The sequence below is a fragment of the Sphaerisporangium sp. NPDC005288 genome (assembly GCF_040607475.1).
Classification (GTDB): domain Bacteria; phylum Actinomycetota; class Actinomycetes; order Streptosporangiales; family Streptosporangiaceae; genus Sphaerisporangium; species Sphaerisporangium rhizosphaerae.
Genome location: NZ_JBEXGT010000044.1, coordinates 50736 through 76535 on the forward strand (window position 1 = coordinate 50736; position 25800 = coordinate 76535).

The following is a 25800-nucleotide window of genomic DNA, read 5'->3' on the forward strand; positions in this document are numbered from 1 at the left end:
TCAGGCCAGGTGATCGGCGTCGGAGATGCGGCCCTGGAGGAGCTCGCTCAGTGCCCGCCGGGTGATCTCGGTGTCGGGGTGGTCGTCGCCCAGGGTCTGCCTGCGATGCTGCAGGACCTTCCGGTAGAGGGATTCCGCCTCGGCCAGGCGTCCTTGGCGTGCGATCGTCCAGGCGAGTTCGTGCAGAGTGAGCAGAACATGGGGATGGTCGGTCTCGAACACCTGACGCAGGTTGAGCAGGTTACGGTACATGGCCTCGGCCTCTGCCCATCTGCCCTGCTTGGCGGTGATCCAGGCGAGCTCGTGCTGGGTCTGCAGGGTCTGGGGATGACCGCCGCCGAGGACGCGCCGCCGGTCTCGAAGGACGCCCTGAAAGGCGGCGAACGCCTCGTCGAAACGGCCCTGCCGGGCGATCGCGTAGGCCAGTTCGTGGCGCGTGGTGAGGGTTTCTCCTGTGTCGGCGCCCAGATATCGCAGGCTGTCGCGCAGGGTGTCCTGGTAGCGCCGCTCCGCCTCCGCCCACCTGCCCAGGCAGGTGGCGATCCAGGCGAATTCGTGACGACTGGCGAGGGTGTCGGGGTGGGAGTCGCCGAGCACGCGCAGCCGTATGCCCAGGACGTCCCGGTAGATGGCCTCCGCTTCATGGGGGTTCCCTCCGTCGGCGACCGTCCAGGCGAGCTCGTGCCGCACGCGCAGCACCGCAGGATCTTCCTCGCCCAGCGCCGCACAACGTGCCAGGGCGGCCCGGCACATGACGCCGGCGGCCCTGCCCGCGCCGCTGTTGAGGAAGGCTCTGGCCGTGATGTCCGCGGCGTGCACGAGCATGGCGAGGTGCTCGCGGTCCACATGTTCGGCCGCGTTGTCGAGCAGCGCCAGCACATGCTGTCCGAGCTGCCGGTATTGGGGCCAGTGGTCTGGCCGGTACACGTCGAGTTCCTCCAGCGCGTCGACCAGTCGCTCGACCGCGGTGTGCCGGATTTCCGGTCCCTCCAGGTGGGCACGGTTGGTGTCGGTGACGACCGGGTGGAGCGTGATCGTGGCGGAGTGCTCCTGGATCAGACCCACGCCTCCGAGCCCGTCCAGCGCTTCCTTCAGGCCCTTCATGGTCAGGATGCGTGTCGGGATCGACGTGGGCGCGTAGCAACTGGCCAGCAGCAGCAGCGTGCGGGCCTGAGGGATGCCATGGCGTGCCAGCCCGTCCAGGGAGATCTCCGCGGTTCGGGCCACCATGGTTCCCTCCGCGCGACCGATGGCGTGGGCGTATGCGGAGAAGGTTCGCCGCTGCGCGGCCTCGGAGCGCAGGTAGGTCCCGGCCAGATGGAGGGTGAGTGGAAGCCCGCCAAGGCGGCGCGCCAGAGCGCGGGCCTCGTTCTCGTCCCCCGCCTCCGGCGCCAGATCACGCAGGACCTGGGCGGCGTCGGTCGTGCTCAGGTCACCGACCTGGAAGAGCCGGGCGGCTCCCCACATACGGGGGTCGGTCTCCCGGCTGGTCACCACGACCAGGCCACGCCGCGATGCGCGCGCCCAGCCGGAACCGTCCTGCACGCCCGCGGACGAGTCCGCCGTGGCCAGCACCCACGGGTCGTCGGCGTTGTCGAGGACGAGCAGCCATTCACGGGGCGAGCCTTCCAGAAGGCGCCAGAGCCGTCCTGGAGCGTCGGCTCCTCCCTTGGCGATGGACTCCACGTCGTTGGGGGACCCGCCCAGCTCCCGGGCAACCTCGGCCAAGCTCGCGGAGAATCCGGTCAGGTCGGCGGCGGAGATCCACCACACCTGCCGTCCCCGGTTTCGTGCCTGCTCGGCCAGGGCCGCGGCCAGTGTGGACTTCCCCGCGCCGCCCGCCCCGATGAGCACGGCGGGGCCGTCCTCGGGTCGGCGTGTCAGTGCGGCCAGTTCCTCCAGCACGTCATGGCGCCCGCGGAGCTCAACTCGGGGACTCCGTACCGCGGCCGGTTCCCCCTCCGCTTCGTCGACGCCCGGGTCCTCCTCGACGATGTCGACCTCCCGGTCGATCCACGTTCTGAGTTCTTCCAGACCGCGTGCGAGGTCGAAGGGCGCGAACGCCCCAGAAGCGTGGGCGCGCCGGTAGAGTTCGGCGAACGTGACCGGAATCGGCTCCTCCTCGTGGTTCATTGGGCGGACTCCTCCTCTCCTTCGTCTTCGTCTTTGTCGTCTTCGTCGCTGAAGTACACCAAGGGGCCGAGTTCGTCCTTCAACTGCTTGCGCGCCTTGCGCCGGTGTCCTCGGACGGTGCTCGGTGTTATCCGGAGATGCTCGGCGATGCGCTCGTCGCCCCAGTCCTCATGCCAGGTGAGGAACGCGACCGCCCGCCGCATCCGAGGCATCGCCGCTATCACCTTCCGGCAGGCGTCGAGGGCGATCCTCATCCTGGCGCGCTCACAGGTGTCGTCGGACGGTGGGCGCGGCGACGGGATCTCGGCGGAGAGGTCGATCACGCCTTGTCTTCTCATGTGGTCGATCGCCTTGTTCTTCAGTACCCGGCGCAGCCATCTTTCGCGCTCGTCGGGGCTGAACAGACCCACCTTCGCCCACTGCTCGATCGCCGCTTGGAAGGTCGTCTGCACCAGGTCATGGGGATCTGCGCCATAGCCCTGTGAACGCAGTCGGCAGGCGTACTGGAACAGGCCCGGGGCGCTCTGCCGATAGATCTCCTCGGCCTGTTCGAGTTGCCTCTTGGTGAGCTTCGGCCGGCGGTCGGAGGGATCCACGTCATCTCCCCGTCCGCCGTGGGCGCCGATCGGAGTCGTGGTCGGCTCCCCAGGACAGCCGTAAGGCATGCCCGGGCGGGGCGTTCCCGGGGATGGTGATCCGCCCCGATCGGGCCGTGCGGGCGAGGGCGACCAGGGTGCGTCGCATCTGCCACTCGGTGAGCAGGCGCATCGCGGTCCAGGCCGCCAGCGCGCCGGCCATGAGTGCGGTCGACTGCCAGGACGAGGCGCCGGCGGTCAGGGCGGTCAGCGCCGCCCATCTGTCGTGCTTGGGGGAAGTCAGCAGCGTCACACTTCACTGTCGTGCGACCCGCCTTCGGCGTTTGCTCCTTTCCGATGTCCCGTCGAGTTTCTCAGCCGGCGGCGGGCGGGGGGATGACGGCGGTGAGTTCCACCTCTACCAGCAGGCCTGGGCGGAACAGGCGGGTGACCTCCACGGTCGTGCTGGCGGGGGGCTCGCCGGTGATGTGGCGTGCGCGCACGGCGGCGTGCTCCTGCAGGCGGGACATGTCCGTGAGGAACGTCCTGATATGGGTCACGTCGTCGAACGTGCAGCCCTGGTCGGCGAGGATGCGGGACAGGTACTCCATCACCTGCTCCGACTGCGCGGTCATGTCGTTCTCGCCGATCACCTTCCCCTCGGCGTCCAGCGCCACCTGTCCGGAGACGAACAGCAGGTCGCCGGCCCGCGTGGCGTGGGAGTAGCGCCCGTTGGTGGCGGGCACCGAGGCGGGGTTGAGCTTGTCCACCCCGGCACGCGCGCGCGGCGCCGGGCCGCCGGCGATGTGGGGGAACACGGCGGTCAGGTCCTCGCCGCCGAGGCCGGCGGCGACCGCCGCCTCCAGCCGGCTCCCCGCCGCCCCCGCGAGCGTCTGGACGGGGTGCGCGGCGAGCGCGAGATCCTTGGCCGCGAGGCCGAGCCCGTAGCGGCGTTCGGCGCGCGTGCCCTCCACCGCGGGGCGCACCCGTTCGGCCAGGGCGGCGAGGGGGCTGGCGCCGAGCACGTCCAGCAGCGCCCCGGTGTCCACCCCCGCCGCGCGGGCGTAGGCGACCGTCTCGGCCAGCAGCACCTGGGCGGGCACCACCGCGCTCATCACGGCCAGCTTCATCGCCGCCCCGGCGCCGGGGCCGCCGATCTCCCGCACGTGCCCGAAGACCTCCAGCACCTTGCGGCACCGTGCCAGGTCGCCGGGGGACCCGCCCGCGAGGACGGTGAGCGTGCCGTCGCGCGCCGGGTCCACGCTGCCCAGCACCGGTGCGTCCACCAGGCCGACGCTCGCGGGGAGCAGGTCGCGCAGGGCGGCCACCGCGCCGGGGCCGATGGTGGACATCTCGACCACGAGCGTCCCCTCCCGCAGCCCGGGCGCCGCCAGGCCGAGCACGTGCGTCACCGCGGGCGGGTCGCTGAGCACCGTGATGACCAGTTCCGCCTCCGCCACGGCCTCGGCCGGCGAGGCGGCGGTTCGCGCGCCCGGCACCGTCCGCGAGGTGCGGTTCCACGTCGTCACGTCGTGCCCGGCCTCCACGAGTCGCCGGGCCATGGGGACGCCCATGCGTCCCAGTCCGAGAAAGGCAATCACGGGCTCGACCGTAGAGAAGCGCCACGCATTCCACCAGCGACTAGATTGCATGCATCCCATGCGCTGGAGGAATGTGTTCGCCATCGACGCACTGCGCCTGCTCGACGCCGTCGCGCGCAGGGGCTCGTTCACGGCCGCGGCCGGCGAGCTCGCCTACACCCAGTCCGCGGTCTCGCGCCGCATCGCGTCCCTGGAACGACAGGCGGGCGGGCCGCTGTTCGAAAGGCTCCCCCGGGGCGTGCGGCCGACCCCGGCCGGGGAGCTGCTGTGGCAGCACGCGCGGGCCGTGCTCAACCGCCTGGCCAGGGCCGCGGACGACCTGGCGGGCATCCACGGCGGCTACCGGGGGCGCGTCCGCCTCGGGGCGTTCGCCACCGCCAACGTCGCGCTGGTCCCGGCCGCGCTGAGCGCCTTCCGCCGGGAGTTCCCGCACGTCGAGATGGTCCCCGCCGAGGGACAGAGCGGCGCGCTGCTGCGCCGCATGCGTGAGGGGAGCCTGGACGTCGCGGTGGTCAGCGACTACCCCTCAGGGCTCCCCTACGACGAGGACCTGGAGTTCGTCGAGCTGGTGCGGGACGAGCTGCTCGTCGCGCTGCCCGGCGACCATCCGCTCGCGGCGGCCGGCCGCGTCGACCTGCGCGACCTGCGCGAGGAGACCTGGCTGGAGGCGCCACCTCCCGGGCAGCGCACCATGCTCGCGGACGCCTGCGCCCGCGCCGGCTTCACCCCGCGCACGCTCAAGATCGCCGAGTGGACGGGGAAGTTCGGGTTCATCGCGGCCGGGCTCGGCGTCACGCTGGTTCCCTCCATCGCCGCGTGGGCCGTGCCGGACGGGCTCGCGCTGCGCCCGCTCGGTGAGCCGGCGCCGTGCCGGACCGTGTCGGCGGTGCTCCCGCCCGCGCCGCTGCCCGCCGCCCGCACGGTGGTCGGCTTCCTGCGGCGCGCGGCCGGTCGGGAACCGCCGGCTAGAGCAGAGTGAGCTGGCCGGAGGCGGCGAGCGGGTCGCGGTGCCTGCGCAGGTGCCGCCACTTGGGCAGGTCGTCCAGGTAGGACCAGCTCAGGCGGTGGTGCGGCGTCGGGCCGTGCTCGGCCAGCGCCGCCTGGTGGACGGGGGAGGGGTAACCGGCGTTGCCCGCGAAGTCGTAGGCCGGATGCCCGGGGGACAGATCGGCCATCAGCCGGTCGCGGTGCACCTTGGCCAGCACCGACGCCGCCGCCACGCTGACCGACCGCAGGTCGGCCTTGACCTCGCAGCGCACCCGCCACGGTGCCCGCAGGAAGTCGTGCTTGCCGTCCAGGATGACCGCGTCCGGACGCACGGGCAGGGCCGAGAGCGCCCGGGACGCGGCCCGGCGCAACGCCTCGGTCATGCCCACCTCGTCGATCTCCTCGGCGCTCGACGCGCCGATCGCGTGGCAGGTCAGCCAGCCGGGCAGCGCCTCGGCGAACGCTTCGCGGTGGGTGCGCGCCAGCAGCTTGGAGTCGGTGAGCCGCACCGTCGTCCCGCCGCGGCCGGGCAGCTCGGGCGGCGGGCCGAGGTCGGTGACCGCGGCGCACATCACGACCGGACCGGCCCACGCGCCGCGGCCGACCTCGTCCACCCCTGCGATGACGCGAGCCCCTCCGGCGCGCAGCTCCTGCTCGATCAGGTAGCCGGCGGCACGAGGCTCGGCGGGCGGCTCCTTCCGCGTGGCCCGGGCGGCCGCCGTTGCCGGGGTGGCCTGCGTGGCCTGCGTGGCCTGCGTGGTCCGCTTTCGCATCGGTCCATCATGGCAGGACGGCGCGCACGGCGGCGCGGCTTCGCGGACGGACACCGGTCACCCGGGTGTGCGGTGGTCATTGGACGGGTGGTCACCGGACCGACGCCGGTCACGGGCGGGTGGTGACCTTCGGGCGGACGCCGGTCTCCGGCGGGCACCCGTCATCGGACGGGTGCCTGTCACTGGACGGGCGGTGGTCGCCGGCGCCGTCCCCGGCAGGCACGGGCGCCTGTCGCTGGACGGCGCGGGCCGGCGGACGGAGCCGGATCAGGGGCGCAGCGCCGCCAGCTGCTGTTCGAAGGGGATGAACTCCTCGGCCGGCTCGGCGGCCGGAGGCCGGCGCAGCATCAGGTCGGCCAGCTCGCCGGCCGCGCGGGCGACGCGGGATGCCAGGCCCTCTGTGCGCTCGTCCCCGGCCGAGCCCCAGTCCTCTGAGGCGGCGTACACCGCGGTCGGCACGACCACCGCGCGCAGGTAGCCGAACAGCGGGCGCATGGCGTGCTCCAGCGCCAGCGAGTGCCGGGCCGTGCCGCCGGTCGCCGCGATCAGCACCGGCTTGCCGGCCAGCGCGGTGTTCGGCAGCACGTCGACGAACGACTTGAACAGCCCGCTGTAGGAGGCGGTGAAGATCGGGGTGACGGCGATCAGGCCGTCGGCCTCGCCCGCCGCTCGCTGTGCCTCGTCCAGCGCGGGGGAGGGGAAGCCGGTCACCAGGTTGGCGGCGATGTCGCCGGCCAGTTCGCGCAGTTCCACGACGCGCACCTCCACCTCTCGGTCCTCCGTCAGTCGGGCGCGGGCGGCCTCGGTCAAACGGTCGGCGAGCAGGCGCGTCGAGGACGGCAAACTGAGGCCCGCGGACACGGCGACGAGCTTCAACGGCTTCATGGGGTGCTCCCGGAGGTCGGGGGATGGCGGGGAAGGGACCGGCGTCCGGGCGGATCGACGCCGGTCAGGAGGCGGGACGGGGCCCAAGTCCGGCTCTCGGACAGGGCCCGCGTGGACGGTTCCAGGGCCCGGGCTGGAATGGCCGGTTCTGAAGGCCGGGTTCGAGTGGCCGGGCCTGACTACGGGCTCGAGTGACCGGTTCTGAGGCGGGGTTCGAGGGGCGCTACTCCGGCGGGGAATGGCGCCCGAGGGCCGGGGGCCCGTGCCTCGTGGGCGTGCGGAGGTTCAGGAGGAGGGTCCGGTGGTGACCTGGGGCTCCTGGGCCGCCGCCTCGGCGTCGCGGTGGGCGACGCGGGCGGCGTGGGTGGGCCCGTCCGGCACCTGGGCCGGCCGGCCGGAGGCGAACTCCTTGCGCAGCACCGGGACGACCTCCTCGCCGAGGATGTCGAGCTGTTCCAGGACGGTCTTCAGCGGCAGGCCGGCGTGGTCCATCAGGAACAGCTGGCGCTGGTAGTCGCCGAACGACTCGCGGAAGGTCAGCGTCTTGTCGATGACCTCCTGCGGGCTGCCCACCGTGAGCGGGGTCTGCTCGGTGAACTCCTCCAGCGAGGGGCCGTGGCCGTACACCGGGGCGTTGTCGAAGTACGGCCGGAACTCGCGCACCGCGTCCTGGGAGTTCCTGCGCATGAACACCTGGCCGCCGAGACCGACGATGGCCTGCTCGGGAGCGCCGTGCCCGTAGTGGGCGAAGCGCTCGCGGTAGAGGCCGATCAGCCGGATGAAGTGCTCCTTGGGCCAGAAGATGTTGTTGGCGAAGAACCCGTCGCCGTAGTAGGCCGCCTGCTCGGCGATCTCGGGGCTGCGGATCGAGCCGTGCCAGACGAACGGCGGGACGCCGTCCAGCGGGCGCGGTGTCGCGGTGAATCCCTGCAGCGGCGTGCGGAACCGGCCCTGCCAGTCGACGACGTCCTCGCGCCAGAGGCGGTGCAGCAGCGCGTAGTTCTCGACCGCGAGCGGGATGCCCTGGCGGATGTCCTGCCCGAACCACGGGTAGACCGGGCCGGTGTTGCCGCGGCCCATCATCAGATCGACGCGCCCGCCGGCCAGGTGCTGGAGCATGGCGAAGTCCTCGGCGATCTTCACCGGGTCGTTGGTGGTGATCAGGGTGGTGGCGGTGGACAGGATGATCCGCTCGGTGCGCGCCGCGATGTAGCCGAGCATCGTGGTCGGGGAGGAGGGGACGAAGGGCGGGTTGTGGTGCTCGCCGGTGGCGAAGACGTCCAGGCCGACCTCCTCCGCCTTCAGGGCGATGGCGACCATCGCCTTGATGCGCTCGTGCTCGCTCGGCGTCGTGCCGGTGGTCGGGTCGGTGGTGACGTCGCCCACGCTGAAGATCCCGAACTGCATCGCCCTCATCATCCTTCGTATTGTTGAAGTTTCAACGACCTAAGCGTCGTCACCGTACCGGTTATTCCACCGGGCCCCACGGCCGCGCGTGCCCGGCCGGGCCGGTCTCCATACCCGCTGTGACGACAGACGCGCGGCGCGGGGACGTACGGTCCGGAGCACGCTGGGGGAAAGCTACGATGCCTTGCATGTCCGCCATCGTCAGGGTCGTTTCGGGCGCCCTATGAGAGCTCGCTGGAGCGCCCAGGCGTGGTTCGCCTTGGTGCTGGTCGTCATGGTCGTCCTGCTGGCGCTGTCCGCACTGGCGGGCTCGGTCGTCCTGCGTCACACGACGGAGGTCTCCAACCGCCTGACCGACGTGATCTCCCCGGCGCGCATCGAGTCCGAGCGCATCAGGACCGCGCTCGTCGACCAGGAGACCGGCGTCCGCGGCTTCCTGCTCACCGGCAAGGAGGACTTCCTCGAGCCCTACGTCGCCGGGCAGGCCGCCGAGCGGCGGACGGCCGCGGCCGTGCGCGGGCTCGCGCCCGGCGCGCCGCCGTTGCACGAGCTGGACGAGGTCGAGCGGCTGAGCGCCGAGTGGCGCGCCCGCTACGCCGAGCCGCTGATCGCCACCGTCCGGCGCGACGGGTTCGACAAGGTGTCGGCCGAGCGAACCGAGGCGGGCCGCCGCGCGTTCGACACCCTGCGGTCCGCGCTCGACGCGCAGGACGCCGCGTGGCTGCGGACCCGTCAGGCCGCCCGCGCCGAGCTGACCTCCGCGCGCACGGTCAGGAACGTCAGCTTCAGCGGCATCATCGTCTTCTTCCTGCTCACCATCATCGCGCTCGCGGTGCTGCTCCGGCTGGTGGTCTTCCGGCCGCTGGAGCGCCTGCGCGCCGCCTCGCGGCGGGTCACGGCGGGCGACTTCGGCCACCACGTCGACACCGGCGGCCCCTCCGACGTCGCCGAACTGGCCCTGGACATCGAGGCGATGCGGGTGCGCATCGTGACGGAGCTGGAGGAGACCCGCCAGTCGCGCGAGATGCTCGAGCGGCAGACGGAGGAGCTGCGGCGCTCCAACGGCGAGCTCGAGCAGTTCGCCTACGTCGCCAGCCACGACCTGCAGGAGCCGCTGCGCAAGATCGCGAGCTTCACCCAGATGCTGGAGCAGCGCTACGGTGACCGGCTGGACGAGCGGGCCAAGCAGTACATCGGCTTCGCCGTCGACGGCGCCAAGCGCATGCAGACGCTCATCAACGAGCTGCTGACCTTCTCCCGCATCGGCAGGCTGAACGTCGAGTTCACGCGGCTGAAGCTCAGCGAGACCGTGGAGCTGGCCGTGCGCAACCTCGCGGTCCGGGTCGAGGACACCGGCGGCACCGTCGAGGTGGGCGAGCTGCCGGAGATCACCGGCGACCGCACCCAACTGGTGATGCTCTGGCAGAACCTCATCGGCAACGCGCTGAAGTTCCGCCATCCCGATCGCGCCCCTGTCGTGCGGGTCGACGCCGAGCGGGTCGACGCCGAGCGGGTCGACGGCGAGCAGGGCGGCGACGAGTGGCGCATCACGGTGACCGACAACGGCATCGGCATCGAGCCCAAGTACGCCGACAAGATCTTCCTGATCTTCCAGCGGCTGCACACCCGCGACGCCTACGAGGGCACCGGCATCGGGCTCGCGATCTGCCGCAAGATCGCCGCCTACCACGGCGGGCGCATCGAGCTGGACCTCGCCTACACCGGCGGGAGCCGCTTCATCATCCACCTGCCCGTCACCGACGGGCCCGCCGCGCCCGTCGGCGCACCGGTCGTCGCGGCCACGGCCGCATCCGCGATCCCCGCCAGGCAGGCCACCGCCGCCCGCGACGCCTGAGTCTCCGCCTCTCCCCGTCGCCTGCCGGGGCCGTACGCCCGTGACGCGGTGTCTCGGAGCCGGGACGCCGCGACGCGCGGCCGTACTCGCCGGTCTGACCCCTCCGCCGCCGGCGGAAGGGTCAGGTGTCCTGGCCGATGTCCTCGTACCACAGCTCCGGGTGCTCGCCGATGAACGCCGTCATCAGCTCGGCGCACTCGGCGGAGTCCAGCACGACCACGTGGACGCCGTGGCGGGCCAGCCACTCGTGCTGACCTGTGAACGTGCGGCTCTCGCCGACGACCAGGCCGGTGATGCCGAACTGCCGGATCAGGCCGCTGCAGTACCAGCAGGGTGACAGCGTCGTCACCATGGTGGTCCCGTGGTAGGTGCGCTGCCGGCCGGCGTCGCGGAAGGCGGCGGTCTCGCCGTGGACCGACGGGTCGCCGTCCTGCACCCGGCGGTTGCGGCCCCGGCCGAGCAGCCGCCCGTCCGGTCCGAACAGCGCCGCGCCGACGGGGACCCCGCCCTCGGCGAACCCCTTCCTGGCCTCTTCCAGCGCCACGGCCAGCATCGCGGCCGGGGTGGTGTGCTCGACGGTCATGGCGTGAGCATTCCGCGACCGCCGCCACGGGAAACCGGCCGCGCGTCGTGGCGCGTCACAGGATGGCCGAGCGGGTCGCCTCCTGCCGCGACAGGCCGTACGTCGCGCCGCACGCCGTGCACTGTGCCGCGTACCTGGTGCGCAGCCGGAACAGCGGGACGAAGAACAGGCTGAACCGGGTCACCCGTTCTGACAGCATCTGGGCCGCCACGGTGCCGCAGACCCGGCAGGCGGAGCGGAGCGTGCCGAGCGGATGGATGGTCGTGCGGAGCCCGAACAAGATGAACATCACCCACCTCTACCCAATGCGGGACGCTCGAGTCCGTTTCACCATCGCCCCCGCGATCCGACAACTTAGACAGTCTTGACAACTTCGTTTGTCGGTGAGACCGTTGTGTCATGTTCGAAGTTGCGGTGATCGAAGATGCGGCGGCGGCCCAGGTCTCGCTGGACCCGGTGCGGGCCCGGCTGCTGGCCGAGCTGGCCGAACCCGCTTCGGCCGCGACGCTGGCCGGGCGGGTCGGGCTGCCGCGCCAGAAGGTGAACTACCACCTCAAGGCGCTGGAGCGGCACGGCCTGGTCGAGCTGGCGGAGGAGCGGCGCAAGGGCAATGTGACCGAACGGGTGATGCGGGCCACGGCGGCCTCGTACGTCATCTCGCCGGTGGCACTGGCGGCGGTGGCGCCCGATCCGGCGCGCTCGCCGGACGCGCTCTCGGCGCGCTGGCTGCTCGCCGTCGCCTCGCGGCTCGTGCGCGACGTGGGAAGACTCGTCGTCGCCGCGGCCAAGGCCCGCAGGCGGGTGCCGACCTTCACCATCGACGGCGAGGTGCGTTTCGCCTCGGCCGCCGACCGCGCCGCGTTCGCCACCCGGCTGGCCGAGGCGGTCACGGCCCTGGCCGGCGAATACCACGACGAGTCGGCCGATGGCGGCCGCGTACACCGCCTGATCGTGGCGATGCACCCCTACGTGCCAAGTGAGACGGACCTCGAGCCTGAAGGGACCCCGTGATGACGCATCCGTTCGAAGTGCGCAAGAAGATCGAGCTGCGGGCGAGCGCCGAGCAGGTGTGGGAGGCGGTGGCCAGCGGGCCGGGGTTGAACTCCTGGTTCCTGGGCCGCAATGAGGTCGAGCCGTGGGTGGGCGGCAAGGCGGTGCAGTTCTTCGGTGACTTCCCGGTGGAGGCGACGGTGACGGCGTGGGAGCCGGGGAGGCGGTTCGAGTTCCGGGGAGCCGAGGGCGAGGACGGCACGTTCATGGCCTTCGAGTTCCTGATCGAGGGGCGTGAACAGGGCGGAACGGTGCTGCGGCTCGTGCAGAGCGGTGTTCTGGGTGATGGATGGCAGGCGGAGGTGGAGGCGTTGGAGCGCGGCTGGGACATGTATCTGCACACGCTGGATCAGTATCTGACGCATTTTCCCGGTCAGTTCGCGCTGGTGGTGTTCGCGGCGCGGCCGGGTGGCGGCGGGGTGGAGCCGGTGTGGTCGGTGCTGGAGCGGGGTCTGGGATTGTCGGGGAAGGTGGTTCAGGGCGATCGGTTGCGGTTGACGCCGGAGGGCTTCGCGCCGATCGAGGGGGTGGCCGATTATGTGGCGCCGGACTTCCTGGGGGTGCGGACCGGTGATGGGTTGTACCGGTTCATCCGGGGCCAGCAAGACACGGTCGTGGTGGCGCACCACATCTTCACCGACAAGATCGACCCGAGGAAGGTCGAGCAGGCCTGGCAGGACTGGCTGGACAAGCTCTTCGCCTGACGGCCCTTCCCGCCGCACGTGAGAGCGGCGGCCCCCACCAGCGCAGCATCAGACGACAGGACGCCGGTACCGAAGGTCACCATGGGCATGGACGAGAGCACGAATCCCCGATACGGCGACGACCGCGGTCGCGCCGACGATGACCCCCAGGCGGGCGAGCCGCGCGACCGCCTGGGTCACTCTTCCGCCTCCGTCCCCCGTCCGGGGAACGTCGGCGCTGAGGGCGAACCCGAGGCCGGCGAGCCGCACGACCGCCTGGGTCACCCTTCCGCCCCCGTCCCCCTTCCGGGGAACGACGGCGGCCCGCAGGACCAGGACGAGGTGGTCCTGCACCGGGACCCGGGCGAGCGCGGAGAGGAACCGTTCCATCAGGCCCCTCCAGAGGCGGCCCGCGGCGTGCTCCCACGCCCCCCGGAGCCGCCCGGCGGCGGGCCCTTCCAACGTCCCCCCCCGTCCAACCCCGCCGATCGGGACCACCCCACCCCCAACGGGGCAGGACGTCCTGCGGCCCCCGGCACTCGCCGTACGGAGCCGGTTCCGGGCGAAGGGCTCTCCCCGCGGGATCCGAGTGGCTTCGGTGAGGAAGAACGTGCGGCGGACCCGGATGGTCCGGCCGCGGGTTCTCCGGGGCCGGATCGCGGCAGGGGCGAAGAAGAAGACAGGCGGCGGCCTGAGCCGTCCGCCGGCAACGACGCGCACGCCGATCGGCCGCCCGGCGAGGACGACCATCGCCAGGAGCCCCCCGGCTCCGGCAGGTCCTTCCTCCTGGGACTCGCCTGGTGGCCCTAGACCGCCCGGCCCGCCGCGCGGGCCCGGCCCCCCGTCCCCGTCCGGGACGGCGGGCCGGCGCCGCGCGGCGGGCGAGCCGGCGGTCCGAATCTTCCGCGCAACCGATGAGGATGACCATGTCTCCACGCGACGACCACCACGAGCGCTGGGAAGAGGAACCGCCTTGGTGGGAGCAGGACCCGACCGAGTGGACACATCACCCCACCCCGGATGACGACCATCTCCCACCGGGCGGGAACGACGAGGCCGCTGCCGACCGGCGCCGGCTGCCACGTCCCGACCAGGACGCGTTCCGGCCCGGGACCTTCTCCGCGCCCGGCGAGATGTTCCCGGACCCGAGCCGGCCTTCCCGCCGCGGTCAGGACGGCCCCTCGCCGAGGCGGCCCTCGACCCCGAGGAACGCGTTCCCAGGTGAGGACGGTCGGCCGCGGCCGAGTAACGGCGCATTCGGCCTCGGAGAGCAGCCGGTGCCCAAAGACGAGTTCCCGGGCGAGAGTCGTCGTCCGTGGCCGGGCGATGGCGCCCCCGGCCTCGGAGAGCGGTCGAGGCCGAGGGATGTGTTCCCGGGCGAGAGTCGTCCGTGGGCAGGGCATGACGTGCCGGGTTCTTCGGACCGTCCGGCGCCGCAGAACGTGGTCCCGGGGCAGGGTGGTTCTTCGTGGCCGGGCAATGGCGCTCCCGGCCACGAAGACCGTCCGGCGGCGGGGGAGGCGTATTCCGATGACCGGCGACGGTCGTGGCGCGGAGAGGACGTGACCTCGCACCGGGACCGGTCCGCCCCGGCGGAACCGGGTGACGGGGAAACGCCCCGGCCGGAGGCGTCCCGGCATGTCTCCCTCGGCGATCACACCTACCTGTGGGAGCAGCACGTGGCCCTCTGGGAGGAGGAGATCGCCGAGGCGCGACGGGAGGCCGCCGCACGCGGGGATCGCACCGCTTCCGCGGCACGAGCCGTGCCGCGCCGGCCCGGCGTCTGCCTGCGCGGCATGGGCTGCGTCGGATGCCCTGGGCCTTCCGCGGCCGACGGAGATTCCTCCTCCGCGTCCACATGCTGGTGCACCCGGCGCCGTGATCAGCAGTGAGGGCCGTCGGACGAACCGCCCCGCGTCGCCATGGGCGGTCCGAGGACGAGGAGCGGGGACGTATGCGCCCGTCTGAGTGATCGCGACCATCCTGAGCTGCCGGTTCAGCACCGCCGCCCGGTGGCCCGGCCCTTCGGGGCCGGGCCCGTGGCGCCGGATTCGGACCGGCGTGTCGCCCGGCGAGCCGGTGCCTGCCGCAGGTGCGGTCGGCGGGTACCGGCTCGTCGGCCTTTCACCTTCCGGTGGCCGGTTCTTCCCCCAAGTGCGGTCGACGCGGCGGGGTCTTCCCCCAGGTGCGGTCGACGGGTTCCGGCTCGTCGGCCCTTCGCGTCCTGGCGAGCAGACCCGCTCGCCTCGCGTTCGTCTGTGGCTCACCGCTGCGGCCCACCGGGCCCCGCCGCGCGCTGTGCGGCCGGGGTGGGGGAGGGCCCTGGAGGAGGGCGACAGGCGGGTCACCGGCCCCAGGCACGGGGCGGGCCGGCCGCACGTTACCTGCGGTTGGGAGCCGGGGGCGATGTTGTCCCGAGGGTGGTCCAGGGGTCACTTGACCCATGGATTTCCACCGTCACCGGAACAATGTTTCGTGGCGATATCGGGTTGACCGGAATGGCAGTGATGGTGTTACCGATATGAGTCAGGGGAAACCATCCTGAAATATCGGAATACTTCGAATAGGGGGCGACAACCTGCTGCAATAGCCTGTTTTCCTGCATGAGAAGCGTACCGATAGGGAGTGAATAGCGGGCGCGAATAGCTTCGCTAGTGCGACGGCGGGACGGCACAACGCCAGAACCGCCATGGACGAGGGGTCAGCGCAATGAGCGAGTACGTCGGGACCACCGCCTCACCTCAAACCCTCATCGACACTCTGACTTCGGCGGCGCAGTTGAGCCTGACCCCCGACAAGTTCGGCAACACTCCCTGGGGCTGAGCCCCACCAGAGCCGTGATTTTGATGCGGCCGGAGCCCACACGGCTCCGGCCGCATCGCCCTTTCCGGACATCGGCATCCCGCCATTGCCAGGGCACCTCTCTGCCACCGCCAGACCTCAGCCGCCACCGCCAGACGTCAGCCGTCCGCGCCGGCTCGAGGTCGGCCGTCTTCGACTGCAAGAGAGCAGCCGTCCGGGACTGGCATGGGCGACGACCGTCCAGGGGCCGGCCGGGTGCCGGCCTGTGTGAGGTCAGCCGCCTGCGACGCTGGGAAGAAGGTGGACTTCCGCCTCACCGGGCACGGGGGCATCCGAGCCGCCGATGGAGCGGCAGTCGACCCCGTCGATGTAGACGTTCATGTAACGCCGCAGGGCGCCCTGCTCGTCGCGCACCCGCCGTTCGAGGCGGGGCCAGCGCCGGCCCACCTCGTCCAGCACCGCGCGCAGCGTGCCCGTGGCGTCCACGCTGAGCGCCTTGACGCCGTCGACCTCGCCGCGCAGCGTGGAGGGCACCAGAACGGTTACCGCCATCGGTCAGACCACCGCTGCCCGGACGCAGAGCACATCGGGAAGGTGGGAGGCGACCAGCGCCCATGAGTCGCCCTCGTCGGGGCTGGCGTAGACCTCGCCTGACCGGGTGCCGAAGTAGACGCCCGCGGGGTCGGCGTCGTCGGTGCACATGGCGTCGCGCAGCACGGCCGGGTAGAACGGCTCGGACGGCAGGCCGTCGGACAGCGCCTCCCAGCTCTTGCCGGCGTCCTGCGAGCGGTAGACGCGGCAGCGCTCCTCGGGCGGGAAGCGCATCGCGTCGGCGACGAGCGGGAAGTTGTAGACGACGTCGGGCCGGTGCGGGTGGGTGACGATGGTGAAGCCGAAGTCGCTCGGCAGGCCCTCGGCGATGGACTCCCAGTGCGCCCCGCCGTCGTCGGAGCGGTAGACCCCGTGGTGGTTCTGCGCGTACAGGCGGTCGGGGTCGCCGGCGTCCCTGCCGACCTTGTGCACGCACTGGCCGAACTCGGGGAAACGGTCGGGCTGGAAGGTGGCCTGGATGCCGGAGTTGGCCGGCGCCCAGGAGTCACCGCCGTCGGCGCTGCGGTAGACGCCGCCGGTGGACATCGCGACCAGCAGCGAGGACGGGTCGCCGGGGTGGGGGAGGATCGTGTGGATGGCCTGCCCACCGAAGCCTGCCTGCCACTGCGGGCGGTGCGGGTGATCCCACAGGGAGCGCACGAGCTCGAACGTCACCCCGCCGTCGTCGGAGACGAAAAGGGCCGAGGGCTGCGTGCCTGCGTAGACGCGCCCGGGGCGGAAGGGGTCGGGGACCAGTTGCCAGACGCGTTCGAGCGCCGCGCCGGTGTCCTGCGGGAAGGCCACCGGCGGGCGGTCGGGCTCGTGCCATGTGGCGCCCAGGTCGTCGCTGTAGGCGACGCTCGGCCCGTAATGGGAGCTGCTGACCCCCGCCAGCAGGCGCGGGACCGGCCCCCGCTTGTCCACGCACACACCGTAAACGCCGGTCATGGGGAAGTGGGGGCCGGTGATGTCCCACGACGCGCGGTCGTCGTCACTGCGGGCCAGGAACAGCCCCTTCGCGGTTCCAAGGGCCAGAAGGACGGTCATCGCGATGCCTTTCGGTGTGGACGGAATGGTTACCGACGGTCAGTATTCCGTCCACGGCACCGGTTCCGGAAGACCTGGACGCCAGGTTTCTAGAACAGGTGTTTGATCGGGCGCGTCGTGAGCCCTCGCTTCGCGCGGATCAGGGGCTCGCGGTCCCCTGCGGATCGGCGGGCAGCGGGATGCGCAGGCTCACGGTGCCGCGCATGTCCAGCCAGGCGGCATCGGGGCCGCGCACCAGGCGTATGACGACCTCTTCGCACCCGGGGCAGCGGGCCACCCAGCCCGGGGCGGGCCCGTACACCCGCAGGGACGCGAGCGGGCCGGCGAGCCCGCAGCCCGCGCACCGGCCGTCGGCGGCGGTCACGTCGACGGCGAAGATCTCGCGCAGCGGGCCGGCCAGGGCGTTGCCGTCCTGGTAGGCGTCTTCGATCGGTCGGGTCATGTCAGCCTCCGGTGGGGCCGAAGCGTTCGGTCCTGATCTTGCGGGGATCGTGGCCGAGGGCGAGCAGGATGTCGGCGGCCGTCTCGACGAACCCCGTGGGCCCGCAGACGTAGCAGTCGGGCGCGAGCCCGGCCGGCCAGCCGTGGGCGCCGAGGTCGGCCGCCATGAGCCGCCCCGCCGCGCGGGGCCAGCCGTCCGGGGCGGACCGCGTGTACAGGTAGGCCACGTCGAGCCCGGCGTCGCCTGGGCCGGCGCGGCGCAGTTCCTCGGCGTAGAAGCGCTGGCGCGGCTCGCGCACCGAGTAGACCAGGCGGAAGGGCGTCCGGCTCCCCGCCTGCCGGCGCGCGCGGATCATCGCCATCAGCGGCACGATGCCCGACCCGCCCGCGACCAGCAGCACCGGCTCCACGCCGGTGGGGCGCCACACGAACCAGCCGCCCACCGGTCCGCGCATCTCCACCTCGTCGCCCACCTCCAGGACCTCGGCGAGGTAGGGCGAGACCTCACCGCCGGGGACGTTCTGCACGGTCAGCTCGACGAGGTCACCGTCGGAGGCGGAGGCCACCGAGTAACTGCGCTGGGTGCTGTAGCCGTCCTCGGCGGTCAGCCGCACGTCCACGTGCTGGCCGGGCAGATGGCCGGGCCAGCCGGGGATCTTGAAGACCAGCGTGCGCGCGGCGTCGGTCTCGGCGCGGGAGCCGACCAGCCGCGCGGCCCGCCACGTCAGCCGGCGGGTGTTCAATCGCCCTGGTAGCGCTGCTCGCGCCACGGGTCGCCGTAGTTGTGGTAGCCGGCGGTCTCCCAGAAGCCGGGCCAGTCGTCGTTGAGCAGCCGGATGCCGCGCACCCACTTGGCCGACTTCCACAGGTACAGGTGCGGGACCAGCAGCCGGGCGGGGCCGCCGTGCGCGGGCGCGAGCTCCTCCCCGTCGTATTGGTAGGTGATCCATGCCTGGCCGTCGAGCAGGTCCTCCACCGGAAGGTTGGTGGTGTAGCCGCCGTAGGAGTGGACCAGCGCGTACTCGGCGGTGGTCTCGACGTCCTCCATCAGCACGTCGAGCGACACGCCCTTCCACGCGGTGCCGAGCTTGGACCACTTGGTGACGCAGTGCAGGTCGACGGTTGGCGTCTCGGCCGGCAGGCCGAGCAGTTGCTCCCAGCTCCAGCGGTGGGTGTGCCCCGCCTCGGTGTCGATCGTGAACTCCCAGCGGTCCAGTGGGATGCGCGGGGTGGGCCCGGCCGACAGCACCGGGAAGTCGTGCGTGAGGTACTGGCCGGGCGGGAGCTTGACGCCCTCGTCCCTGGGCCGGCCGCGGAAGCCGCGCGAGATGATGCCCATCGGTCTCTTTCCTTCGTGCCGCCGACGGTCGTTGCGGAGATCGTGCCAGAGAAGGTGGTTCGACCCGATTACGCGATGATTGAAGCCGAGTGAACCGATTCGTACGGCTCTAACTCACAATAGCGGTCTTCCCTCGGCGGGCCGGAGCGGACTCGCGGGCGAAATCGGCGTCGGCCCGCGCCCACACGCCACCCCTGGTCGCGGGCCAGGACGGCGCCCTCGCGCACCGGCCGGGGCGGCGACAGGCGTCCAGCGGCGTCGGCATCAGTCGTGTGCGGTGATGAGAGCGCATTCATGGTGAAAGTTTCACCGGCCGCTTCGTGTGCGGTCCGGCTTGTCGGCCTGCACTATCGGAACGGTTGACCACCTGTATGGGGCTCGTTAACATCCGGTTGTTTTTGGGGACTACCGAAACTTTCGTAATACGGGAGCAAATTTCCGTCATCCGCGCCGTTCCGCCCCCTCAGGGAGATCCCAGAATGAGAAGGCACGCCGCAGCTCCCCCTCATACGAAAAGGCGCGGACGATGGAGGCCGCTCCAGATTCTGCTGTCGCTGGCCGTCATCGCCACCGGGGCTGCCGTGTCGTCGCCCGCGACGGCGACGGCGACGGCGACGGCCGCGACGGTCCGGCACGAGCCCGCCGACCCCGGCTCCTACATCGCCTTCACCGGCGGAGCCGGGCGCTTCCCCCTCGTCGCGTCGGGCAAGGCGGCGCCCATCGTCGTCAGCGGGAGCGACCACGCCGGCGTGACCCGCGTCGTCGACGACCTGCGGGCCGACATCGAGCGGGTCACCGGCGTCAGGCCCGCCGTCTCCACGGACCAGGCGCCCCGGGGCGACGTGGTGCTCGTCGGCACCATCGGCAGGAGTCCGCTCATCGACGGGCTGGTCTCCAAGGGCAAGCTCGACGTGAGCGGCATCGCCGGCAAGTGGGAGACCTCCCTGGAGCAGGTCGTCGCCGACCCGCTGCCGGGCGTGCGCCGCGCGTTCGTCATCGCCGGCAGCGACCAGCGCGGCACCATCTACGGCGCCTACGACGTCTCCAGGCGCATCGGCGTCTCCCCGTGGTACTGGTGGGACGACGTGCCGGCCCGCCACCACGACGCGCTGTACGTCCTGCCCGGCCGGCACAGCCAGGGCACGCCGAAGGTCAAGTACCGCGGCTTCTTCATCAACGACGAGAACCCGGCGCTCGGCACCTGGGCGCCCCGCCACTTCGGCCCCGGCCTGGCCGCGGGCTACCCGGGCGGCTTCAACAGCAAGTTCTTCGCCAAGGTCTTCGAGGTCATGCTGCGGCTGAAGGCCAACTACCTGTGGCCGGCGGTCTGGGGGCGCGCCTTCGCCGAGGACGACCCGGACAACCACAAGACGGCCACCGCCTACGGCGTCGTGATGGGCACCTCGCACGAGGCGCCGATGATGCGCGGCATCGAGGAGTGGAACCGGCACGCCGTCGCCGCCCAGCGCGACAGCGCGGGCAACATCACCGTGCCCGGCCACGACCCCTACGGCGGCACCGGCGAGTGGAGCTTCCGCCGCAACGGCGAAGCCATCAAGAAGTACTGGGCCGACGGCATCCGCCGCATGAAGGAGCAGGACTTCGAGGGCGTCGTCACCCTCGGCATGCGCGGCAACGGCGACGTCGGCCTGCCCGACGGCGACGGCATCGAGCTGATGCAGAGCATTCTGGCCGCCCAGCGCGAGATCCTGGCCAAGGAGAGCGGCGAGCCCGTGACGTCCATCCCGCAGGTGCAGACCCTCTACAAGGAGGTCCAGCGCTACTGGGACCAGGGGCTTCGCCCGCCGGACGACGTCACCGTCGTCTTCTGCGACGACAACTGGGGCAACATGCGCAAGCTGCCCGACCAGGCGCTCCCCAGGCGCAGCGGCGGCTACGGCATGTACTACCACTTCGACTACGTCGGCGGCGGCCGCAACTACAAGTGGGCCGACACCGTCAACCTTGCCAACACCTGGGAGCAGCTCAACCTCGCCTACACCTACGGCGTGGACCGGCTGTGGGTGGTCAACGTCGGCGACATGAAGAACGAGGAGCAGCCGCTGCAGCTCTTCCTCGACTACGCCTGGGATCCCTCCGGCCTGACGCTGGACCGGCTGGACGACTGGGAGCGGGGGTACGCCGCGCAGAACTTCGGGTCCGAGCAGGCGCGGGCCATCGCCGAGGTGCTGAGCGCGTACGGCCGCCTGCAGTCACGGCGCAAGCCCGAGCTGCTGAACCGCCGCATCGGCCTCGACCCCGCCAAGGACCCGGCCACCGACTCCTCGGCCATCGTCTACGACGACAAGGACACCCCCTTCAGCCTGACTGCCTACCAGGAGATGGACCGGGTCACCGCCGAGTGGCAGGCCCTGGCCGCCAAGGCGGAGAAGATACGCGAGGCCCTGCCCGCCGGGTACGACGACGCCTACTACCAGCTCGTCTACTACCAGGTGAAGGCGACGGCCAATCTGTACGCGCTGCGCAGGGCGCAGTTCACCGGCATCCTGTACGCCAGGCAGGGGCGCGCCGCCACGAACGACCTCGCCGACCTGGCCCAGGCCAGGTTCGACGAGGACCAGGCGATGTCGCAGTACTACAACAAGACCCTGGCCGGTGGGAAATGGGACGGCTTCCAGCTCCAGCCGAAGATCGGCTACGGCGACATCGACAGGTACGGACCGAACGCTCCCTGGCAGCAGCCCGAGAAGGACAACGTCGCCCTGCCGGACGCCTTCTACCCGCACCTGCAGCGCATCGAGGTGCCGGCGGCGGCCGACCTCGGCGTCGCGGTCGACGGCTCGGACAAGTGGTGGCCGGCCGAGCGGACTCCGGCCGTCCTGCCGGCGTTCAGCCCGTACCAGTCCTCGCCGCAGCAGTACATCGAGGTGTTCAACCGCGGCACGACCCCCTTCGGCTACACCGTCAAGCCGTCGGTGCCGTGGGTGAGCGTCACGCCGAGGTCGGGAGAGGTCGGCGAGCAGGTGCGCGTGACCGTGCGCGTCGACTGGTCACGGGCCCCGAAGGGCAGGATCGAGGTGCCCATCACCGTCACGGGCGCGGGCGCGGGCGTGGTGGTCACGGCGGTCGTGGACAACCCCGCGACGCCGCCCTCGCGGGTCAAGGGCTTCGTCGAGGCCGGCGGGTACGTCGCGGCCGAGGCGGCCGACCACACCAGGGCGGTCGGCGCGCCCGGCGTCACCTGGAAGCGCATCCCGGGCATCGGCAAGACCGGCGACGGCGTGACGCCCTGGCCGGTCACCGCGGCGAGCCGCACGCCAGGAGGGGACGGCCCGCGTCTGGAGTACACGATGACCGTGTTCACCACCGGCCCGGTCACGGTCTCGGCGTACCTGTCGCCGAGGAACAACGTCCTGCCGACCGACGGGCTGAAGTACGCCGTGTCGTTCGACGACCAGGCGCCGCAGACCGTGAACGTCACCAAGGCGACCGGCGCGAACGACACGACGATGAACCGGCAGTGGGAGCGCAACACCTCCGACAACGCCAACGTGACCACGACCACCCACACGATCAGCACGCCAGGAGTGCATGTCCTGAAGTTCTGGATGGTCGACCCGACGGTGGTGGTGCAGCGGCTGGTGGTGAACACCGGCGGCGTCCTGCCCAGCTACCTCGGCCCGCCCGAGAGCAAGGTGGTCCAGGCACGAACGGCACACTGAAATCCGGGCCGCCGGCACGCCGGCGGCCCGTCAGGCCACCACCGCGCGCACCGGCAAGCCGATGTGCTTCGCAGGGCCGCCTTCTCGGCGTCACCCGCCGCACCTCGCTGCCCCTGACCGGCCTCCGCACCCGGCGAGACCGTCACCGTGTCGGCCCGCGACCGCACCGGCCGGACCTCCCGCCCCTCCGCGCCGGTCACCTTCACCGCGCCCACCTCCGCCGACAGCGCCCGCGCCGTCCGCTACCGGGTGACGCAGGGCTGGGGGCGCGGGTTCCGCGCCGAGGTCACCCTCACCGACCACGCGGCCGTCGGCCTCATCGGCCGGCGTTGCGGCCGGGGCGCGAGGCGGGGGCGGCGGGACTTCGGCGTCGGCGTCCGCTGGGCACTGCTGTGGGAGGGAATCGGCGGACATGTCACAAGAATGGAGACCGGCAACATGACGGACATCACGGGCAACTCCCCGGACGGCGCGCACCTGCCTGGCCCGGCGCGCGCACCGCGGCACCTGCTCCCGGCCTCCGCGGCGCAAGCCCACAGGCAGGGCACCGGAGGTGAGGCCGCGGCCGTACCGGTCGATGAAGAGCGGGACGGTGCGAGCGTGGCCCCGGCCCGTGCGGCGCGCGGGCGGGGCGGGTTCGGGCGTCTGGCCCGTGCAGTGCCGGTCACCGCGCTCGCACCGGTCGTCGCGGCGGCCCTCGCGGTCTCCGCCGTCGCCGCCCCTGGCACCGCCGCAGCCGTCAGAGGCCCGGGGCTGCGGTGGGAGGCGTGCGCCGGAGTGAGCGCGCCGGACCTGCGGTGCGCCCGGGTCACCGTCCCCCTCGACCACCGCCGCCCGTCCGGCCCCGAAATCTCCATCGTGATCTCCCGGCTGCCCGCCACCGACCCGGAGCGGCGGCGGGGGGTGCTGCTCACCACCGGCGGCGGGCCGGGAGGGCCGGGCGTTCCGCTGCCCGCGAGCCTCGCCCCCGCATTGCCCGCCGACGTCCGCGCCCGCTACGACCTGGTCGGATTCGACATGAGGTTCGTCGAGCGCAGCACACCCATCGGCTGCGGGCGGCCCGAGGAGGAGCCGGGCGGGTTCTGGGTGCGGCCCGCGGCACCCGGACGCTTCCTCGCCGAGGCGGCCGAGGCCCGGCGGTACGCCGAGGACTGCGTGCGCGTCTCCGGCTGGGCCCTGCCGCACGCCACCACCGCGAACGCCGCCCGCGACATGGACCTCATCCGTGCGGCCCTCGGCGAGGAGAAGATCTCCTACCTGGGCGGCTCCTACGCGGGGCTGCTCGGCGCCGTCTACGGCACGCTGTTCCCGCACCGCGTTGACCGGTTCGTCCTGGACAGCCCGGTGAACGCCGACACGATCTGGCGGCCGTTCGAGCTGAGCCGCACCCCGGCGTTCGAGGAGGGCACGGTGGCCTTCGCCGCCTGGGTCGCCGCGAGGCACGCAGAATACGGCCTGGGGGAGACCACCGCGAAGGCGCACGCCACGCTCACCGGCATCCTCGACCGGGCCACCCGGGCGCCCATCGTCATCGCCGGCCACGCCTGGACCGGCGGCGAGCTGGGCGCCCTGCTGGTGGCCGGCATTTACGACGAGCGGGCCTTCGGCATGGTCGCCGCGGCCTTCGCCGCCGTCGCCGCCGGACGGGAGCCGTTCGTCCCGTTCCCCATCCGTCCCGCGCCGCCGGAGGGCGTGCCCGGTGTGCCCGCCGACCACCACACCGCCACCAACACCGCCTACCGCTGCGCCGACGCCCCCTGGCCGCGCGACCCGCGCGTCTACCTGCGCGACATCGCCGCTTATCGGGCGCGTCACCCGCTGTTCGGGCCGGGCAACGCCAATATCAACCCCTGCGCGTTCTGGCCGCCCGCCAAGGAGGAGCCGGTGCGACTCGACCGCGACCGCGCGCCGGCCGCCCTGGTCGTGGCGGCCCTGCGGGACGTGGCGGTGCCGGCGTCCGTGAGCAGGGCCGTCGCCGCGCGCATCCGCGGATCACGCCTGGTCACGATCGACGCCCAGACCCACGCCCCGTTCCCCCATTACGGCGACCAGTGCCTCAACGCCACGGTCGCCCGTTACCTCGTCACCGGTGAGCTGCCGGCCGCCGACACCGCCTGCTGATGCCGGCGCCCCGCCTCAACGACACCCACCTGCACCGTCGCGAGGTCCGACCGGCGCACATTCCGGTGGGCCGGCCGCTACCGGCGGGCGGTTCCGGAGGGGACACCTTGAAGGGTGAGGCGGGCGACGCGGCCCTGCTCGCCGGACGCCCAGCAGGCCAGGTCGGGGGCGCAGGCCACGGTGTCGTAGGAGCCGCCGTCGAAGTTCTGCCAGCGGTCGCCGGCGGAGAAGGTGACGTCGCTGCCGGTGGGCCCGACCGCGATGGCGGCCCAGGGAAGGTGCGGCAGCCAGGCGACGCCCGAGCGGTAGCCCTGCGGCGGAGCGGACGCCTCGCGCCACGTCGCTCCTCCGTCGCCGGTCACGGCGGCGGCGTCGGGGGAGGGCAGTCCCGGCTGGAAGTCGCCGCCGACCGCGATGCCGTGCCGGGGGTCGCGGAAGGCGAGCGCGAACACTCCGCGCGCCGGGTCGCCCGCAGGGATGGGGGTGTCGGCCACCGTCCAGGTGAGGCCGCGGTCGCGGGAGTGGAACACGCGCGAGCGCGCGCCTCCGCCGGTGGCGAGCCACACGTCGCGGCCTCCGGCGGTCACCAGGCACTGCCCGCTCGCCGCGAATCCCGCCTCGCCGGGCAGCGCCTCGGGCATGCCGGCGGAGGGCAGAACGCGCCAGCTGCGGCCGCCGTCGTCGGTGGACAGGATGCGGAACCTGCCGTCGACCGGGTCGCTCATCGCCAGGCCGTGCCTGTGGTCGAAGAAGGCCATGCAGTCGTAGAAGGCGCGCGGCTCGTCGTTGCGGAAGGTCTCGGCCCAGGTGCGCCCGCCGTCCTCGGTGCGGTAGACGCGCGAGGCGTCGCCCTCGCCGATCGACAGCACCACGGCGGTGCGCGCGTCGAACGCTTCGACGTCGCGGAACTGCAGGTCGGCGGTGCCGGGCGGGGCGACCGGACTCCAGTCGCGCCCGCCGTCGGTGGTGCGCAGCACGGTGCCGAGGCTGCCGGACACCCACGCGACGCGGCCGCTGACCGGCGACAACCCGCGCAGGCGCCCCTGGGTTCCGGTGGGCCGCGGGTCCCAGGCGAGGCTCACCCGTCCCGCCGCCGCGTCGCCCGTCCCGGGAACCCCCGCGGTGGCGGGCGCGCGCGAGGCGGACACCGCTCCGCCGGCGGCGGGAGCGGCGGAGGCCGCGGAGGCCGAGGGCACGGCGCCGTCGTCCGAAGGGGCGCCGGACACCGCCTGCGCGGACGCGGC

Annotated in this window: 22 protein-coding genes; 6 read left to right on the forward strand and 16 right to left on the reverse strand. The window is 72.4% G+C overall.

The window, feature by feature from the left end:
* The 4 genes from ABZU32_RS32465 to ABZU32_RS32480 form a co-directional block, all read right to left on the reverse strand.
* The gene (locus tag ABZU32_RS32465; RefSeq protein ID WP_354928186.1) at positions 1-2133 is read right to left on the reverse strand and encodes a tetratricopeptide repeat protein; all 2133 of its coding nucleotides are present in this window, start codon (positions 2131-2133) and stop codon (positions 1-3) included.
* Positions 2130-2729: a sigma-70 family RNA polymerase sigma factor gene (locus tag ABZU32_RS32470; protein ID WP_354928189.1), complete on the reverse strand. Its 600-nt coding sequence runs from the start codon at positions 2727-2729 to the stop codon at positions 2130-2132. The genes ABZU32_RS32465 and ABZU32_RS32470 overlap by 4 nt, the downstream gene beginning before the upstream one ends.
* A 1-nt stretch (position 2730) precedes the next feature.
* Positions 2731-3021, reverse strand: coding sequence for a hypothetical protein (locus tag ABZU32_RS32475; protein WP_354928192.1), 291 nt, complete (start codon positions 3019-3021; stop codon positions 2731-2733).
* Between the two features lie 61 nt (positions 3022-3082).
* Positions 3083-4309, reverse strand: a complete 1227-nt coding sequence (locus tag ABZU32_RS32480) for an NAD(P)-binding domain-containing protein (protein ID WP_354928195.1) — start codon at positions 4307-4309, stop codon at positions 3083-3085.
* 58 nt (positions 4310-4367) lie between these two features.
* Here ABZU32_RS32480 and ABZU32_RS32485 point away from each other — a divergent pair, with 58 nt between their 5' ends.
* On the forward strand, positions 4368-5288 hold the full coding sequence (locus ABZU32_RS32485; RefSeq protein WP_354928198.1) for a LysR family transcriptional regulator: 921 nt from the start codon (positions 4368-4370) through the stop codon (positions 5286-5288).
* Here ABZU32_RS32485 and ABZU32_RS32490 read toward each other — a convergent pair.
* From ABZU32_RS32490 to ABZU32_RS32500, 3 genes are all read right to left on the reverse strand, one after another.
* A complete protein-coding gene (locus ABZU32_RS32490) occupies positions 5275-6069 on the reverse strand; it encodes a ribonuclease HII (protein WP_354928201.1) in 795 nt (264 codons plus the stop codon). The genes ABZU32_RS32485 and ABZU32_RS32490 overlap by 14 nt on opposite strands.
* 267 nt (positions 6070-6336) lie before the next feature.
* Entirely contained in the window at positions 6337-6954 is a 618-nt protein-coding gene (locus ABZU32_RS32495) for an FMN reductase (RefSeq protein ID WP_354928204.1), read from the reverse strand.
* 285 nt (positions 6955-7239) lie between these two features.
* The gene (locus tag ABZU32_RS32500) at positions 7240-8361 is read right to left on the reverse strand and encodes an LLM class flavin-dependent oxidoreductase (RefSeq protein WP_354928207.1); all 1122 of its coding nucleotides are present in this window, start codon (positions 8359-8361) and stop codon (positions 7240-7242) included.
* 223 nt (positions 8362-8584) lie between these two features.
* On the opposite strand from ABZU32_RS32500, the gene ABZU32_RS32505 reads away from it, so the two are divergent.
* The gene (locus ABZU32_RS32505; protein ID WP_354928210.1) at positions 8585-10216 is read left to right on the forward strand and encodes an ATP-binding protein; all 1632 of its coding nucleotides are present in this window, start codon (positions 8585-8587) and stop codon (positions 10214-10216) included.
* Positions 10217-10337: 121 nt separating this feature from the next.
* Here the strand turns inward: ABZU32_RS32505 and ABZU32_RS32510 are convergent, their stop codons facing one another.
* Both ABZU32_RS32510 and ABZU32_RS32515 read right to left on the reverse strand, forming a co-directional pair.
* Complete coding sequence (locus ABZU32_RS32510; RefSeq protein ID WP_354835574.1) at positions 10338-10799, reverse strand: nucleoside deaminase; 462 nt, start codon at positions 10797-10799, stop codon at positions 10338-10340.
* A gap of 55 nt (positions 10800-10854) precedes the next feature.
* A complete protein-coding gene (locus ABZU32_RS32515; RefSeq protein WP_354835572.1) occupies positions 10855-11088 on the reverse strand; it encodes a zinc-ribbon domain-containing protein in 234 nt (77 codons plus the stop codon).
* Between the two features lie 110 nt (positions 11089-11198).
* Here ABZU32_RS32515 and ABZU32_RS32520 point away from each other — a divergent pair, with 110 nt between their 5' ends.
* Together ABZU32_RS32520 and ABZU32_RS32525 are read left to right on the forward strand one after the other, a co-directional pair.
* On the forward strand, positions 11199-11810 hold the full coding sequence (locus tag ABZU32_RS32520; protein ID WP_354928213.1) for a helix-turn-helix domain-containing protein: 612 nt from the start codon (positions 11199-11201) through the stop codon (positions 11808-11810).
* Entirely contained in the window at positions 11810-12553 is a 744-nt protein-coding gene (locus tag ABZU32_RS32525; RefSeq protein WP_354835568.1) for an SRPBCC domain-containing protein, read from the forward strand. The genes ABZU32_RS32520 and ABZU32_RS32525 overlap by 1 nt, the downstream gene beginning before the upstream one ends.
* A gap of 48 nt (positions 12554-12601) precedes the next feature.
* Here the strand turns inward: ABZU32_RS32525 and ABZU32_RS32530 are convergent, their stop codons facing one another.
* From ABZU32_RS32530 to ABZU32_RS32555, 6 genes are all read right to left on the reverse strand, one after another.
* Positions 12602-12922, reverse strand: coding sequence for a hypothetical protein (locus tag ABZU32_RS32530; RefSeq protein WP_354928216.1), 321 nt, complete (start codon positions 12920-12922; stop codon positions 12602-12604).
* 2685 nt (positions 12923-15607) lie between these two features.
* The gene (locus ABZU32_RS32535) at positions 15608-15886 is read right to left on the reverse strand and encodes a MoaD/ThiS family protein (protein ID WP_354928219.1); all 279 of its coding nucleotides are present in this window, start codon (positions 15884-15886) and stop codon (positions 15608-15610) included.
* 3 nt (positions 15887-15889) lie between these two features.
* Positions 15890-16972, reverse strand: a complete 1083-nt coding sequence (locus tag ABZU32_RS32540; protein ID WP_354928222.1) for an exo-alpha-sialidase — start codon at positions 16970-16972, stop codon at positions 15890-15892.
* A 139-nt stretch (positions 16973-17111) separates the two neighbouring features.
* On the reverse strand, positions 17112-17414 hold the full coding sequence (locus ABZU32_RS32545) for a DUF6510 family protein (protein WP_354928225.1): 303 nt from the start codon (positions 17412-17414) through the stop codon (positions 17112-17114).
* 1 nt (position 17415) lies between these two features.
* A complete protein-coding gene (locus tag ABZU32_RS32550) occupies positions 17416-18156 on the reverse strand; it encodes a ferredoxin reductase (protein ID WP_354928228.1) in 741 nt (246 codons plus the stop codon).
* Positions 18153-18752, reverse strand: a complete 600-nt coding sequence (locus tag ABZU32_RS32555; RefSeq protein ID WP_354928231.1) for a molybdopterin-dependent oxidoreductase — start codon at positions 18750-18752, stop codon at positions 18153-18155. The genes ABZU32_RS32550 and ABZU32_RS32555 overlap by 4 nt, the downstream gene beginning before the upstream one ends.
* Before the next feature lie 581 nt (positions 18753-19333).
* On the opposite strand from ABZU32_RS32555, the gene ABZU32_RS32560 reads away from it, so the two are divergent.
* Together ABZU32_RS32560 and ABZU32_RS32565 are read left to right on the forward strand one after the other, a co-directional pair.
* Positions 19334-22435 carry a glycosyl hydrolase 115 family protein gene (locus ABZU32_RS32560; RefSeq protein WP_354928234.1) on the forward strand — a complete coding sequence of 1034 codons (3102 nt, stop codon included), beginning with the start codon at positions 19334-19336 and terminating at the stop codon, positions 22433-22435.
* A 147-nt stretch (positions 22436-22582) separates the two neighbouring features.
* The gene (locus tag ABZU32_RS32565) at positions 22583-24556 is read left to right on the forward strand and encodes an alpha/beta fold hydrolase (protein WP_354928237.1); all 1974 of its coding nucleotides are present in this window, start codon (positions 22583-22585) and stop codon (positions 24554-24556) included.
* 77 nt (positions 24557-24633) lie between these two features.
* On the opposite strand, the gene ABZU32_RS32570 is transcribed toward ABZU32_RS32565, so the two are convergent.
* On the reverse strand, positions 24634-25782 hold the full coding sequence (locus tag ABZU32_RS32570) for an oxidoreductase (RefSeq protein ID WP_354928240.1): 1149 nt from the start codon (positions 25780-25782) through the stop codon (positions 24634-24636).
* Between the last annotated feature and the right edge of the window lie 18 nt (positions 25783-25800).

Bases quoted from the DNA above. Each gene is read 5' to 3' on its own strand.
- ABZU32_RS32545 (WP_354928225.1), bottom strand. From the start codon at position 17,414: ATGACCCGACCGATCGAAGACGCCTACCAGGACGGCAACGCCCTGGCC.
- ABZU32_RS32490 (WP_354928201.1), bottom strand. From the start codon at position 6,069: ATGCGAAAGCGGACCACGCAGGCCACGCAGGCCACGCAGGCCACCCCG.
- ABZU32_RS32495 (WP_354928204.1), bottom strand. From the start codon at position 6,954: ATGAAGCCGTTGAAGCTCGTCGCCGTGTCCGCGGGCCTCAGTTTGCCG.
- ABZU32_RS32530 (WP_354928216.1), bottom strand. From the start codon at position 12,922: ATGGAACGGTTCCTCTCCGCGCTCGCCCGGGTCCCGGTGCAGGACCAC.
- ABZU32_RS32485 (WP_354928198.1), top strand. From the start codon at position 4,368: ATGCGCTGGAGGAATGTGTTCGCCATCGACGCACTGCGCCTGCTCGAC.
- ABZU32_RS32505 (WP_354928210.1), top strand. From the start codon at position 8,585: ATGAGAGCTCGCTGGAGCGCCCAGGCGTGGTTCGCCTTGGTGCTGGTC.
- ABZU32_RS32465 (WP_354928186.1), bottom strand. From the start codon at position 2,133: ATGAACCACGAGGAGGAGCCGATTCCGGTCACGTTCGCCGAACTCTAC.
- ABZU32_RS32540 (WP_354928222.1), bottom strand. From the start codon at position 16,972: ATGACCGTCCTTCTGGCCCTTGGAACCGCGAAGGGGCTGTTCCTGGCC.
- ABZU32_RS32500 (WP_354928207.1), bottom strand. From the start codon at position 8,361: ATGCAGTTCGGGATCTTCAGCGTGGGCGACGTCACCACCGACCCGACC.
- ABZU32_RS32510 (WP_354835574.1), bottom strand. From the start codon at position 10,799: ATGACCGTCGAGCACACCACCCCGGCCGCGATGCTGGCCGTGGCGCTG.
- ABZU32_RS32525 (WP_354835568.1), top strand. From the start codon at position 11,810: ATGACGCATCCGTTCGAAGTGCGCAAGAAGATCGAGCTGCGGGCGAGC.
- ABZU32_RS32515 (WP_354835572.1), bottom strand. From the start codon at position 11,088: ATGTTCATCTTGTTCGGGCTCCGCACGACCATCCATCCGCTCGGCACG.
- ABZU32_RS32520 (WP_354928213.1), top strand. From the start codon at position 11,199: ATGTTCGAAGTTGCGGTGATCGAAGATGCGGCGGCGGCCCAGGTCTCG.
- ABZU32_RS32535 (WP_354928219.1), bottom strand. From the start codon at position 15,886: ATGGCGGTAACCGTTCTGGTGCCCTCCACGCTGCGCGGCGAGGTCGAC.
- ABZU32_RS32555 (WP_354928231.1), bottom strand. From the start codon at position 18,752: ATGGGCATCATCTCGCGCGGCTTCCGCGGCCGGCCCAGGGACGAGGGC.